We start from the raw sequence: 12,695 nt of genomic DNA on the forward strand, positions 1-12,695 counted from the left end.
GCCTCAGCTACGGCTATCCGGCACCGCCAGCGCCGGGTAGCGCGCGGTCAGGTGGGCCGGCAATTCCACGTCGAGGATGAAGCGATCGCCGCGATACCAGAAGCATCCCGCCGTCAGCACCTTGCCGTCGACATCGAGCGTGGTGCGGACAATCTTGGCGATGGGCGCGGCGAATCCATACGCAAGGTCGCGCGCCAGCGCGTAGTCGGCGGGCTCCACCGTCATGGTCTGGTGCATCATGCCCAGCCGCTCTCCCACCGCCTCGCGCAGCAGGCTGGCGATCTTGCGATGCTTCTCGCTGCCGCGCGGGAACTGGCTGAAGACGGATGCCGCCACGTATAGCTCGATCAGGCAGAACGGCTCGCCATCGTGCAGGTGAAGCTTGCGCAGGCGAACATAGCGGTCCAGCGGTTCGCCGCGCGTGGGCAATCCGGGCGGCAGGCTGACATCCTTGCGCTTGTCCAGGATGCGGATTTCCAGTTCGCTGCCGCCGACGAGTTCGTCGTTGATCACCGACCGCATGCCTTCGCTCGGGCCCGGCGGCAAGGCGGTCACATGCGTGCCGCGCCCCCGCTGGCTGCTGACCAGGCCTTCCTCGGCCAGCACTGCAAAGGCTTGCCTGACCGTGACGCGGGCGATGCCGTAGGTCTGCGCCAGCCGCTCGACCGTTGGCAACTGGTGCCCGACCGGCCATTCGCCGGACGCGATCCGGTGGCGCAGCACGCTGGCCAGTTGCCGATAGCGCGCCACCCCGCCGGTGCCGTCTTCGGGCAGCGCTTGCGGCCCGGCATCCGTGAGTGAGGTGGCAGCGGTACGCTTCGCCTCGCTCATGGCAGCAGGCCTCTTGGCACCCGCACGGGCATTGCCAGCAGGATCTGCGCCATACCCTTGCCCAGCGGGTCGTTGCGCAGCGAAGCCATGCCACCGCCGTCGAGCGCCGCTTCGCAGACCAGGTTGATCGCGTCGATGCCCGGCAGGTCGTAGCGCGTGACCGGGCCCTTCACCAGGTGGCCGAGCCACTGCGCCACGCGCGCCGTGGTCACCTCGGCGCGCAGCAGCGGCAGGTACTCCGGCCGGCGGGCGATCAGGCCGATGTTGGAGATATCGCCCTTGTCGCCGCTGCGGCCATAGGCAAGGCGGATCAGCGGGACTTCGACGAGGTCGCCGCCGGGATGGCCGGGCGCGGATTCGGACGCCGTGGAGCGCGGTGGCAGCGCGGCGTCCCCTGCCGCGCGCGCTCGCGCCGGCGGCATCGCCACTGGCGTGCGCTCCCCGTCCATCAGCACCGTGGGCGCCAGCGCGTCCTTGTCGAGCAGGAAGGCGTACTGCCGGATCGACGGCGACGGGCTGGGCCGGCCACTGCCGGACCCGGTGGTGCCCGGAGACCAGCTCGTTCCCGCAGCCGATATCTCGCGGGCGAACAGTTCCAGGGCGGCCTTCTCGGGATGCATGACCGCCAGCCGCATGATCGCCTCGCGGGTGTGGCGCGTCTGCGCGTGCGGGCCGAAACAGGACTCCGCGCCCAGCACGTCGATATGCGTGCGGGTGTAGTCGGCCCAGCCGTGTTCGGCAAACAGCCGGCGCGTGCGCGCGAGGATGGCCTGCGCGGTACGCTCGGCCTTGGCCACCGCGTCGAACCCGACGATGGTGAGCTGCGCATTGCAGCGAAACCCGTCGGCATAGGTTGCCGACACTTTGTAGGTACCGGTGGGGGCGCGGCCACGCGCGCCGCGCACTTCCACCAGGCCGGGACCGGCCTGCGCCAGCGTGACCTGCGTGAAATCGCAGGTCACGTCGGGCAACAGGTAAGCGGCGGGGTCGCCGATTTCATAGAGGATCTGCTCACCGACCGTGGCGGTGCTGACCAGCCCGCCGGTGCCGGGCGGCTTGCCAACGAGGAAGCTGCCGTCGGCGCGGCATTCCACGACCGGATAGCCGATGTTGGGCCAGTCCGGCACGCTCTCCCAATCGGTATGCAGCCCGCCGGTGGCCTGGCAGCCGCACTCGATGATATGGCCGGCCAGGCTGCCCTGCGCGAGATGGCCGTAGTCGTCCGCCCGCCAGCCGAACTCGTGCATCAACACGCCGAGCGTGACCGCGCTGTCGACGCAGCGGCCGGTAATGACGATCTGCGCGCCCTGGTCCAGCGCCTGCCGGATCGGCAGCGCGCCGAGATAGGCGTTGGCGCTCAGCAGTTTCTCCGGCAGGGGCCTGCCATTTTGCGCATCCATGTCCTGCACGCCGGCTTCGCGCAAAGCTGGCAGCAGCGGCATGACATCGTCCCCCTCCACCACCGCTATGCGCACGGCGATGCCTTGCTCGGCGGCGATGGCGGCCAGCGCCTGCGCGCAGCCTTGCGGGTTGATGCCGCCGGCGTTGCTGACCACGCGGATATTGCGGTCGACGATTTCCCCGAGCAGGCTTTTCATCGTCACCGTCACGAAATCGGTGGCGTAGCCGAGTTCCGGCTTGCGCAGGCGCGCTGCCGCGAGAACCGACATGGTGAGTTCGGCGAGATAGTCGAACACCAGGTAATCGATCCCGCCCTGGCGCACCAGTTGCGGTGCGCCCACGCTGCTGTCGCCCCAGAAGCCGGAGGCGCCGCCGATGCGGACCGTCCTGGCGCTGCTGTCGTCTTTTACGTTCACGTTTGCACGCATGCTCTCTGTCTCCACCTATGCCTTCACCGGTCCGCGCGTCGCACCCGCAGCCATCATCCTGTCGATCTCCGCATCGTCATAGCCGGCCTCGCGCAACACCTCGCGGCTATGCTCCCCCAGCCCCGGCGCGTGGCGCTGGTTGACAGGCGGCGTGCCCGACCACTCGCTCGGCACCGCCATCTCCCGGATGCGGCCGACGCCGGGGTGGTCCGTCTCGCGGAAGAAGCCGATATCGCGCAGATGCGGATCGTCGAGCAGCGTCTCGAACGTGTGCATGGGGAACACCGGGATATCGGCTTCCTTTAGCAACGCGCGCCACTCCTCCGTAGTCCGTTTCACCATCTCGTCGCTGACCATCGCGTAGAGCTCGGTGATGTGCGCCGTGCGCGTGGTGATACTGGCGAAACGGGGATCGGCTTCGAACAACTCCGCCTTGCCGATCGCCTTGAGGAAGGTGCGCCAGTGATGGTCGTGGTAGATCAGGCAGCACACATGGCCGTCGCGCGTCCGGTACGGCCGCCGCTCCGGCGACAACAGGCGCGGATAGCCGAAGCCGCCCCTGGCCGGCACGAAAGTCTCGCCGTACAGGTGGTCGCCCAGCACATAGGGCACCATGGTCTCGAACATCGGTACATCCACGCGCTGGCCCTTGCCCGTGCGAGCCTGCGCATAGAGCGCGGCGCAGATCACCCCGAAGGCGTAGAGGCCCACCGAGCGGTCGGCGATGGTGATCGGGAGATAGCGCGGGATGTCGCCGCTGCCCATCGCCACCGCCTGCGGCAAGCCGCTGGCGGCCTGGATCAGGTCGTCGAAGGCGGCCTGCGGCGCGTAGCGCCCGCGTTGCGAAAAGCCGAACATGCCGACATAGACCAGGCGCGGATTCAGCGCCGACAGGGTTTCATAGTCCAGCCCCAGCCGCTGCATGGCCTGCGGCCGGACGTTATAGGCCAGCACATCGGCGTCCTTCACCAACCGCAGCAAGGCTTCACGCCCGTCCGCCGATTTCAGGTCCAGCACGATGCCGCGCTTGTTGCGGTTCAGGCCCAGGTAGAGCGGCCCCATCTTCTCGTCGCCGCAAGGCCCGATGCCGCGCGTGACATCGCCCTCGGGCGGCTCCACCTTGATCACATCGGCGCCCAGGTCGCCCAGCATCTGGGTGGCCGAGGGGCCCATGAAAACCGCCGTGATGTCCACCACCTTGACCCCGGACAGGGCGCCTGCCGTCATTGCCATCGTCTCCTCCAAGCTGCCGTATTAGTTCTATTAATAGAACTATAGGGTAAGACAATGGACCGGACAAGGACGAAGTGGGTGCGCCGACCATGACGGCGACCGCAACGGCGGCCCGATGGATGCCATGCAATGCCGCCCGATCATTGACGCAAAGGCACCCAGGGCAGCCAACCGAGGAAAGCCTCTAGATGCTTGACAACACAATCAGCCCTGTGCTGGAACCCGCCTTTTTTTGGGTCGTGTTATCCACAAATACTGTGGATAACAGGGGGTTCGCTTCCCGCTAACCGGCATGCTGCCGCCAATCCGTTCGGACTGCCTAATGTTTCAGCAACTTGAAGAATTTGTGGCATATTCGTGGCTGCGACGCCGGCACCCACCCTTGCGGTGTTCGACGGTAGAACATTCACGCTTCCTTTTTTCCGCTTTTCTTCCCTTCTTTTTCGCTTCCGCTCTCCCTCGCGCGCGCGCCCGGGACTCCTGCCCCGGCCTCCGGGACCGCGCCCGGCCCCTTTGGACCCTGACCGGGACTCTCGCCTCATGGTTTGCGCACGATCCGCGGCCGACAATACCTGCTCGCCTTACGCTTGCACCGCCGCACCGTGCGATGCCGTTGAAGGAGGAGTCGGAGTCATGGATCACTTGCGGTTTCGGGACGCCCACCGGCCATACACCCACTGCACGGCGCACGCCCGGCTGTCTGTGCGCCTGCCGGGCGGCCTGACGGCAGATGGCGCGGCCGCCGCATCGCTCGTGCTTGGCGGAACTGTCCTGGTGTTCTATGCGCTGTACTGCGAGGCCGGCACGTGGGACACGCTGCTCGCGGCGGCGAGCCGGGTGGTCCGCGACCATGACATGCCGGTTCGGGACCTGGGCCGGGCGCTGTCGCTGGCGCGTTCCCTGCGCGGGCAGGCAGCGGTGGAGCCGGCGCCGTGGCCCCTGGCCGCGCAGGCCCTGTGGCACGACGTCAAGGCACGCGCGGATGCGTTGCCCGGCATCGGCACGGGGTACGCGCAGCGGCTTGTCCTGCTCCTGGCCTGCCTGCACTGAGGCTGCCCGGGACAAGCGAGGAGGCAAAAGGAAAGCGGAAAGGAACATGGGAATCTGTCATGCGCAGCGCGCCGAGCCAGGGATGGGATGGCTGCCGGTTCACCTCGCGCATATCGCCGTTGCACGGTCAGGGCGGTCACGTGCAGCCAGGTGCCACCGAGGAGATTGCCCATAGGAAGGACTTGCCGGATATGGCAACGCCAGGACCGGCACGCCTGATGGAGACCGATATGCATATGTATCTTGCCAAGACCCTGCTCACCGGTGCCGCGTTGGCTGCCGGCCTTCTCACCACAGCCCAGGCCAACGCGGGCGTGCGTGACCTGGCTCCGGGCACCGCACCCGCGCACACCAGCCAGCGAGACGCCTTTACCGACGGGGCGCGCATGGGCCAGCGAGACGCCTTCACCGACGGGGCACGCATGGGCCAGCGAGACGCCTTCACCGACGGGGCGCGCATGGGCCAGCGAGACGCCTTCACCGACGGGGCACGCTCCGGACAAGCCGGGGGCACTCCCCTGGCAACGCTCGGCCGCCAGGGATTTTCAGCGTGCGCGTCCCGCCCCTTCGATCCCTACCAGGACGGCATGCGCAGCGGGCCTCGCGACCCCTACTCCGATGGCGGGCGCAGCGGTCCGCGCGACGCATTCAGCGACGGTGCGCGCACCGGCCAGGCCGATCCGTATGCTAGCGGCACGGAATGCCTGTCCGCCCTGCAACCCATGGGCACGGCATGACGGCGCACCATCGCCATAGCCCGAGATAAGCGCTGGCGACAAGGCCGGCTCGCAACAAGGAGTGGACGTCATGCGTGGCCCCCAAAGCCCCAAGGCATCAAGCTGCGCATGACACCACCGGTGGAAAAGGCGTGCCCGGCACCTGCCGGCAAACACGGTACCCACGGTACCTTCACGCAGGATTTCCTTTGCTAAGCTAGGTGAAGCACGCGGTGCACCGTACGCGGCAGCCGTGCTTTGGCCTGTCGCGCCGGCTACTCCCGCCCGCGTGAACGCCCATGCCCACGCGCAAGCAACAGATTCGCCTTTGCACCAGCCCGGATGGCGTGCGCCTCGCTTACGCCATCAGCGGCCAGGGACCGCCGCTGGTCAAGGCGGCGAACTGGATGAGCCACCTGGAGTTCGATGTCGAGAGCCCTGTGTGGAGCCACCTTCTCAACGAACTATCGCATTGCCACACGCTGGTGCGCTATGACGAGCGCGGCTGCGGCTTGTCCGACCGCGATGTCGAGTTGTCTTTCGACGCTTGGCTGCAGGACCTGGAGACCATTGTCGAAGCCACCGGCGTCGATCACTTCCCGCTGCTGGGCATCTCGCAAGGCGCATCGATCGCGGTCGCCTACGCGGTGGCGCATCCCGGGCGGGTCAGCCACCTGATCCTGCATGGCGGCTATGCGCGCGGCAGGCTCAAGCGGGCGCTCGACCTTCGCCTGCGGGAAGAGGCCGAGCTGATGAACCGGCTCGCCGAGATCGGCTGGGGCCAGGAGAACCCCGCCTTCCGCCAGTTCTTCACGACGCAGTTCATCCCCGGCGGCAGCGCCGAGCAGCATCGCTGGTTCAACGAACTGGAGCGCGTGTCGACCTCGCCCGCCAACGCGGCGCGCTTTATGCGCATCTTCAATGAAATCGATGTGGTGTCCCAACTAAGCCAGGTATCCTGCCCCACCCTGGTGCTGCACGCCGTGCGCGATGCGCGCGTGCCCTTCGACGAGGGCCGGCTGATTGCCAGCCTGATTCCCGGCGCGCACTTCGTCCCGCTCGAAAGCGATAACCACCTGCTGCTGGAAACCGAGCCGGCATGGCAACGCTGGCTCGACGAGGTGCATGCGTTCCTGCCCGCTACCCCGCCCAGCGCGGACCTTGTCTTCACCGTGCTGACCCGGCGCGAGCGGGACATCGTGGAGCTGATCGCGCAAGGCCGCGACAATGCGCAGATCGCGGCGCATCTTGGCCTGAGCGAGAAGACGGTGCGCAACCACATCACCAGTGTGTTCTCCAAGCTTGAAGTGGAAAATCGCGCGCAGGCGATCGTGCTGGCCCGCACGTCGGGCTTTGGCCAGCTAGGCGCATAGCGTGGCCTCCGGCGGGTTATGCGGATGCGCGAGCCATGCGTTCCGGCATGGCGATCCGGCAAACCGATCTACTCGAGATAGCTGCCGAAGCGTGCACGGATCTCGTCAAGATTGGCGAGCGTGCCGGACAGGTGCCGGCGCAGGCTGGCCTGTGCCTCGTCGGCGTCGCCCCTGGCGATCGCATCGACAATGGCGGTGTGATCCGCCACCACGGCGTTCGCCTTGCCGGCGATCGGCAGGTGCAAGCGGCGCAGCCGATCCAGGTGGCCGCTCTGGCGGCGCACCAGCATCCACAGGTCCGGCACCCGCGCGGCTTCGTACATCTGGCGGTGGAAAGCCTGGTCGAACAGGGAGAACTCGGCGAAATCCTGCGCCGCGAGCATCGCCTGCTGCCGTGCCACGCTCAGGCGCAGCCGCTCGACCAGCGCCGGGTCGGGTTCTTGCGCCAGGGTGCGCACGATTTCCACTTCCACCGAACGCCGCAGGAAATGCGCTTGCTGCGCCAGGGCAACACTGATGGGGCTGACCACGGTGGCGTGCTGCGGGAAGATATCGACCAGCCCTTCCTCGCTCAGCCGCATCAGTGCATCGCGCACCGGCGTCTGGCTGATGCCGTATTGCGCGGCCAGCTCGGTACGCGACAGCACCGTGCCGGGGGTCAGCGTCATCGAGATGATCATGTCCCGCATATGCTCGAACACCTGCGGCGCGGCGTGCCGGGTGCGGTCGAACTGGAAATGCATCTGGGGAGGGGACAGGGTGGCTTCCATCTGGTGGTCTGGTTTCAGGACATTGATGCGCCTTATCGCGCATAAGGACGCTGCTTCGCGTCCCCTGCAGGCATTCTAATAGAAAGTTTTCCCGTTTGACACACTAATATATTAGTGCTTTAATGGCTCACATGAGATCAGTTGTCGTACCTCCAAGGGAGGGCGATCCCGATGACAACACCCATGGAAGAGACAATGACGTCCCGAAAGAAGACGCCCGAAACGCTGCGCAGCGCGCGCTGGTTTGCTCCCGACGACCTGCGCTCCTCCGGGCACCGCTCGCGCATCATGCAGATGGGCTACTCGCCCGACGAATGGCTGGACCGCCCGATCATCGCGATCATCAACACGTGGTCCGACATCAACCCCTGCCACTCCCATTTCAAGCAGCGCGTCGACGACGTCAAGCGCGGCATCCTGCAGGCCGGCGGCTTCCCCATCGAGTTGCCCGCCATCTCCCTGTCGGAGAGCGCGGTCAAGCCGACCACCATGCTGTACCGGAACATGCTGGCGATGGAGGCGGAGGAGCTGATCCGCTCCCATCCCATCGACGGCGCGGTCCTGATGGGCGGCTGCGACAAGACCACGCCCGGCTTGCTGATGGGGGCGTCGAGCGCGGGCGTGCCGGCCATCTATGTGCCGGCCGGCCCGATGCTGCGCGGCAACTGGAAGGGCAACGTGCTGGGCTCCGGTTCGGACGCCTGGAAATTCTGGGACGAGCGCCGCGCCGGCAATATCAGCAAGACCGAGTGGATCGGCATCGAGGGCGGCATCGCCCGCAGCCACGGCACTTGCATGACGATGGGCACCGCCAGCACCATGACGGCGATTGCCGAGGCCATTGGCATGACGCTGCCGGGCGCCTCGTCCATCCCGGCCGCCGACGCCAATCACATCCGCATGTGCTCCGAAGCCGGACGGCGCATCGTGGACATGGTGTGGGAGGACCTCACCCCGCAACGGATCCAGACACGCGCCTCTTTTGAGAACGCGATTGCGGTGGCCATGGCGATGGGCTGCTCCACCAACGCCATCATCCACGTGATCGCGATGGCGCGCCGCGCCGGGCACGACATCGGGCTGGGAGATTTCGACGCGGCCAGCCGGCGCGTGCCGGTGATCGCCAATATCCGGCCCAGCGGCGACAAGTATCTGATGGAGGATTTCTTCTACGCGGGCGGCCTGCCGGCGCTGATGAACCGCATCGGCGACAAACTCCACCTGGATGCCATGACCGTCACCGGCCGCACCCTGGGCGAGAACATCGCGGGCGCGGAGGTCTACAACGACGACGTGATCCGCACCCCGGAAAACGCGCTCTACCAGGAAGGCGCGCTGGCCGTGCTCAAGGGCAATATCGCGCCGGACGGCTGCGTGATCAAGCCCAGCGCCTGCGAGAAACGCTTCTTCAAACACACTGGCCCTGCGCTGGTGTTCGACGACTATCCGTCGATGAAGGAAGCGGTGGAGCGCGACGACCTCGACGTCACCGCCGACCACATCCTGATCCTGCGCAACGCCGGCCCGCAAGGCGGCCCCGGCATGCCGGAATGGGGCATGCTGCCCATCCCCAAGAAACTGGTGAAACAAGGCGTGCGGGACATGCTGCGCATGTCGGATGCGCGCATGAGCGGCACCAGCTACGGCGCCTGCATCCTGCATGTCTCGCCCGAGTCCTATATCGGCGGCCCGTTCGCGCTGGTGCGCACCGGCGACATGATCTCGGTCGACATCGACCGCCGCAGCATCCACCTGGAAGTGTCCGACGAGGAACTGGCTCGCCGCAAGGCCGCATGGACGCCGCCGCCACCGCGCTTCGGGCGTGGCTATGGCTGGATGTTCTCCCAGCACATCCGGCAGGCCAACGACGGCTGCGACTTCGACTTCCTGCAAACCGACTTCGGCGCGCCCACGGGCGAGCCCAGCATCTACTGATCACCGAATCCGCTCACCGACTCCGGACCCGCCATGACCCAAGCCAGCAAGCTCAGCCAGCCAATCATCGACCAGCTCAAGACCGTCAGCACGGCCACCCTGTGCACCGCGCTGTTCAAGCGCGGCCTGCGCAACCAGTTCATCCAGGACGTGCATCCGCTCAATCCCGAGCGCGGCAATATGGTCGGCGAGGCCTTTACGCTGCGCTATATCCCGGCGCGGGAAGACCTGAACCCGATCACGGTGTTCCAGGACCCGAACCACCCGCAGCGGCAAGCGGTAGAACAATGCCCGCCGGGCGCGGTGCTGGTGATCGACAGCCGCAAGGACGCGCGCGCCGCCTCCGCCGGCTCGATCCTGATCACCCGCCTGATGCAGCGCGGCGCGGCCGGCATCGTCACCGACGGCGGCTTTCGCGATTCGCCGGAGATTGCCCGGCTCGCCATGCCGGCCTATCACCACCGCCCTTCCGCCCCCACCAACCTGACGCTGCACCAGGCGATCGAGATCAACGGGCCGATCGGCTGCGGCGACGTCGCGGTGTTCCCCGGCGACGTGGTGGTTGGCGATGCGGAAGGCGTGATCGTCATCCCGCGGCACCTGGCCGAAGACATCGCGGCGGAAGCCGTGGAGATGACCGCCTTCGAGGACTTCGTCACGGAGGAAGTGATGAAGGGCCGCTCGATCATCGGCTTGTATCCGCCGACCCAGGAGCAAAGCCGGCTGGACTTCGCCGCATGGCGGCAGGCCACGGGCCGCTGAGCACTCACCTTGCGCGCAGCGCAAACCAGCACATGAGACAGCCGGCCCCGAACCGCGGGGCGAGGCCGCCACGGATGGAGACAAGATGAATCACAGTAAGCGAGGCGCGCTGCGCCACGTTGCCGCCCTCGGCATGCTGGCTACCGCCGGCGCCATCGGGCTCTTCGGCGCGGGCGCCCACGCCCAGGACAAATGGCCGTCGCGCCCGGTCACCTGGGTAGTGCCGTTCGCGGCGGGAGGCTCGACCGACATCGTCGCCCGCACCATCGGGCAGGAAATCTCGAAGTCGCTGGGCCAGCCGGTCGTGGTCGAGAACCGCCCCGGCGCGGCCGGCGCGGTGGGCGCGGGCTACGTTGCGCGCGCGAAGGCGGATGGCTACACGCTGTTCGGCGGCACCATCAGCACGCATGCCATCAATGCCAGCCTGTACAAGAACCTCACCTACGACCCGGTGAAGGATTTCGAGCCGGTCTGCCTGATCGCCTACGTGCCAAATGTGCTGATGGTCGATGCCAAGCTGCCGATCCATAACGTGAAGGAACTGATCGCCTATGCGAAGCAGCATCCGGGCCTGAGCTTCGCATCTTCCGGCGCGGGTACCTCGACCCACCTGGCCGGCGAGCTGTTCGCCGACATGATCAAGGTGCCGATGACCCACGTGCCCTACAAAGGCAGCCCGCAGGCGATACAGGACGTGGCTGCCGGCCTCGTCCCCTTTCTCTTCGATCAGCTGACGGCGGGCGACGCGATGATCAAGGCCGGCAAGCTGCGCGCGCTGGCCGTGACCTCGCCCAAGCGCTCGGCGCTGGCCCCCGATGTGCCGACCATGGCGGAGGCCGGCGTGCCGGGCTTTGAAATGGTGTCGTGGCAGGCTCTCTACGCGCCGCGCGGCACGCCGAAGGACGTGGTGCAGCGGCTGAACGCCGAAGTGGTGCGCGCGCTGAAGCAGCCCGCCGTGCAGCAACGGATGACGCAGCAGCTTGGCATGGAAGTGGTGGGCAGCAGGCCTGCCGAACTGGCGGCCTTCATGGGCAAGGAGATTCCGCGCTGGGCGGAGCTGGTGAAGAAGTCGGGCGCAACGGCGAATTGATCGCGTAATCGATTGCGTAATCGATTGCGTAGTTGATCACGTTAGCGCCGGGAACTACTCACTGAACAAAACCAATAAGCGCGAACTGAATCGCGCAGGAGACGACATGCACATCAACACCAAACCCATCGTCCAGGCGCTGGCCGGCATCGCCGCCGCCCTGGCCCTCGCCACGCCTGGCGCCCACGCCGCCGACGCAGCCTACCCCGCCAAGAGCATCACCATCGTCGTGCCCGCCTCACCCGGCGGCGCCATCGACCTTGTGGCAAGGCTGGTGGGCCAGAAGATGACCGAGGCCTGGGGCCAGCCGGTGGTGGTGGACAACCGCCCCGGCGCCACCGGCATCATCGGCACCGACCTGGTCGCCAAGAGCCCGCCGGATGGCTACATGCTGGCGCTGGTGGCCAGCAGCCACGCGATCAATCCGAGCATGGTGAAGAAGCTGCCCTTCGACACCATCAAGAGTTTCGAGCCGGTGGTGCTGACCCACGTGGTGCCGCTGATGCTGGTGGTGTCCCCTTCCCTGCCGGTGAAATCCGTCAAGGAACTGATCGCCTATGGCAAGGCCAACCCGGGCAAGCTGTCGTTCGCGTCCAGCGGCTCGGGCGGCGCGCCGCACTTCTCGGGCGAGCTGTTCAAGAGCATGGCCGGCATCGACATGGTCCACATTCCCTACAAGGGCAGCACGCTGGCGCATCCGGACCTGACCAGCGGCCGCGTGTCGCTGATGTTCGACACGGTTGCCGCGATCGGCCCGCAGGTCAAGGGGGGCAAGGTGCGCCCGCTCGCCGTGACCACGGCCAGGCGCTCGTCGACCGCGCCGCAGGTCCCGACCATGGCGGAAGCCGGCCTGCCCGGCTATGAAACCAGCACCTGGGGCGGCGTGCTCGCGCCGGCCGGTACGCCCAGGGCGGTGGTGGACAAGCTCAACGCGGAGATCAACAAAGCGCTCGCATCGCCCGATGTGCGCGAGCGCCTGCAGAACGCCGGCATCGAACCCGCGGGCGGCACCCCCGCGCAATTCGCCAGTTTCCTTGAGGTGGAAATGGGCAAGTGGGCCAAGGTTGCCAAGGACGCCGGCATCCAGCCCGAATGAGCGGCGCGCC

The 12,695-nt window shown here is 67.0% G+C and carries 11 protein-coding genes; 7 read left to right on the forward strand and 4 right to left on the reverse strand.

What is annotated here, in order from left to right; genetic code table 11:
- Nucleotides 1-3 precede the first annotated feature (3 nt).
- Genes AC1DT6_RS15950 through AC1DT6_RS15960 form a run of 3 tightly spaced genes read right to left on the reverse strand, consistent with a single transcriptional unit; the run spans nt 4 to nt 3,893 of the window.
- Nucleotides 4-831, reverse strand: a complete 828-nt coding sequence (locus tag AC1DT6_RS15950) for a GntR family transcriptional regulator (protein ID WP_441625790.1) — start codon at nt 829-831, stop codon at nt 4-6.
- A complete protein-coding gene (locus tag AC1DT6_RS15955) occupies nt 828-2,660 on the reverse strand; it encodes an acyclic terpene utilization AtuA family protein (protein ID WP_441625792.1) in 1,833 nt (610 codons plus the stop codon). Before AC1DT6_RS15955 ends, AC1DT6_RS15950 begins: the two co-directional genes overlap by 4 nt.
- 15 nt (nt 2,661-2,675) lie before the next feature.
- The gene (locus tag AC1DT6_RS15960; protein ID WP_441625794.1) at nt 2,676-3,893 is read right to left on the reverse strand and encodes a CaiB/BaiF CoA transferase family protein; all 1,218 of its coding nucleotides are present in this window, start codon (nt 3,891-3,893) and stop codon (nt 2,676-2,678) included.
- 633 nt (nt 3,894-4,526) lie between these two features.
- Here AC1DT6_RS15960 and AC1DT6_RS15965 point away from each other — a divergent pair.
- From AC1DT6_RS15965 to AC1DT6_RS15975, 3 genes are all read left to right on the forward strand, one after another.
- Nucleotides 4,527-4,943 (forward strand): hypothetical protein, encoded by a 417-nt coding sequence (locus tag AC1DT6_RS15965; RefSeq protein ID WP_441625796.1) that lies wholly within the window; start codon nt 4,527-4,529, stop codon nt 4,941-4,943.
- Nucleotides 4,944-5,134: 191 nt separating this feature from the next.
- Nucleotides 5,135-5,680: a copper resistance protein CopQ gene (locus AC1DT6_RS15970; RefSeq protein ID WP_477111138.1), complete on the forward strand. Its 546-nt coding sequence runs from the start codon at nt 5,135-5,137 to the stop codon at nt 5,678-5,680.
- Between the two features lie 278 nt (nt 5,681-5,958).
- The gene (locus AC1DT6_RS15975) at nt 5,959-7,032 is read left to right on the forward strand and encodes an alpha/beta fold hydrolase (protein ID WP_441625800.1); all 1,074 of its coding nucleotides are present in this window, start codon (nt 5,959-5,961) and stop codon (nt 7,030-7,032) included.
- A 68-nt stretch (nt 7,033-7,100) separates the two neighbouring features.
- Here the strand turns inward: AC1DT6_RS15975 and AC1DT6_RS15980 are convergent, their stop codons facing one another.
- Nucleotides 7,101-7,802: a GntR family transcriptional regulator gene (locus AC1DT6_RS15980; protein WP_441625802.1), complete on the reverse strand. Its 702-nt coding sequence runs from the start codon at nt 7,800-7,802 to the stop codon at nt 7,101-7,103.
- Nucleotides 7,803-7,997: 195 nt separating this feature from the next.
- Between AC1DT6_RS15980 and araD the strand changes: the two genes are divergently transcribed.
- The 4 genes from araD to AC1DT6_RS16000 all read left to right on the forward strand — a co-directional run bounded on the left by araD (nt 7,998) and on the right by AC1DT6_RS16000 (nt 12,685).
- Nucleotides 7,998-9,737, forward strand: coding sequence for an L-arabinonate dehydratase (gene araD / locus AC1DT6_RS15985; protein ID WP_441625804.1), 1,740 nt, complete (start codon nt 7,998-8,000; stop codon nt 9,735-9,737).
- 33 nt (nt 9,738-9,770) lie between these two features.
- On the forward strand, nt 9,771-10,499 hold the full coding sequence (locus tag AC1DT6_RS15990) for a ribonuclease activity regulator RraA (protein WP_441625806.1): 729 nt from the start codon (nt 9,771-9,773) through the stop codon (nt 10,497-10,499).
- Between the two features lie 85 nt (nt 10,500-10,584).
- Nucleotides 10,585-11,589, forward strand: a complete 1,005-nt coding sequence (locus AC1DT6_RS15995; protein ID WP_477114770.1) for a Bug family tripartite tricarboxylate transporter substrate binding protein — start codon at nt 10,585-10,587, stop codon at nt 11,587-11,589.
- A gap of 106 nt (nt 11,590-11,695) precedes the next feature.
- Nucleotides 11,696-12,685 (forward strand): tripartite tricarboxylate transporter substrate binding protein, encoded by a 990-nt coding sequence (locus AC1DT6_RS16000; RefSeq protein ID WP_477111137.1) that lies wholly within the window; start codon nt 11,696-11,698, stop codon nt 12,683-12,685.
- The last annotated feature ends 10 nt before the right edge of the window (nt 12,686-12,695 follow it).

The sequence above is a fragment of the Cupriavidus sp. 01L45 genome, from assembly GCF_056399885.1.

Bases quoted from the DNA above. Each gene is read 5' to 3' on its own strand.
- AC1DT6_RS15950 (WP_441625790.1), bottom strand. From the start codon at position 831: ATGAGCGAGGCGAAGCGTACCGCTGCCACCTCACTCACGGATGCCGGG.
- AC1DT6_RS15955 (WP_441625792.1), bottom strand. From the start codon at position 2,660: ATGCGTGCAAACGTGAACGTAAAAGACGACAGCAGCGCCAGGACGGTC.
- AC1DT6_RS15960 (WP_441625794.1), bottom strand. From the start codon at position 3,893: ATGGCAATGACGGCAGGCGCCCTGTCCGGGGTCAAGGTGGTGGACATC.
- AC1DT6_RS15965 (WP_441625796.1), top strand. From the start codon at position 4,527: ATGGATCACTTGCGGTTTCGGGACGCCCACCGGCCATACACCCACTGC.
- AC1DT6_RS15970 (WP_477111138.1), top strand. From the start codon at position 5,135: ATGGCAACGCCAGGACCGGCACGCCTGATGGAGACCGATATGCATATG.
- AC1DT6_RS15975 (WP_441625800.1), top strand. From the start codon at position 5,959: ATGCCCACGCGCAAGCAACAGATTCGCCTTTGCACCAGCCCGGATGGC.
- AC1DT6_RS15980 (WP_441625802.1), bottom strand. From the start codon at position 7,802: ATGGAAGCCACCCTGTCCCCTCCCCAGATGCATTTCCAGTTCGACCGC.
- araD (WP_441625804.1), top strand. From the start codon at position 7,998: ATGACGTCCCGAAAGAAGACGCCCGAAACGCTGCGCAGCGCGCGCTGG.
- AC1DT6_RS15990 (WP_441625806.1), top strand. From the start codon at position 9,771: ATGACCCAAGCCAGCAAGCTCAGCCAGCCAATCATCGACCAGCTCAAG.
- AC1DT6_RS15995 (WP_477114770.1), top strand. From the start codon at position 10,585: ATGAATCACAGTAAGCGAGGCGCGCTGCGCCACGTTGCCGCCCTCGGC.
- AC1DT6_RS16000 (WP_477111137.1), top strand. From the start codon at position 11,696: ATGCACATCAACACCAAACCCATCGTCCAGGCGCTGGCCGGCATCGCC.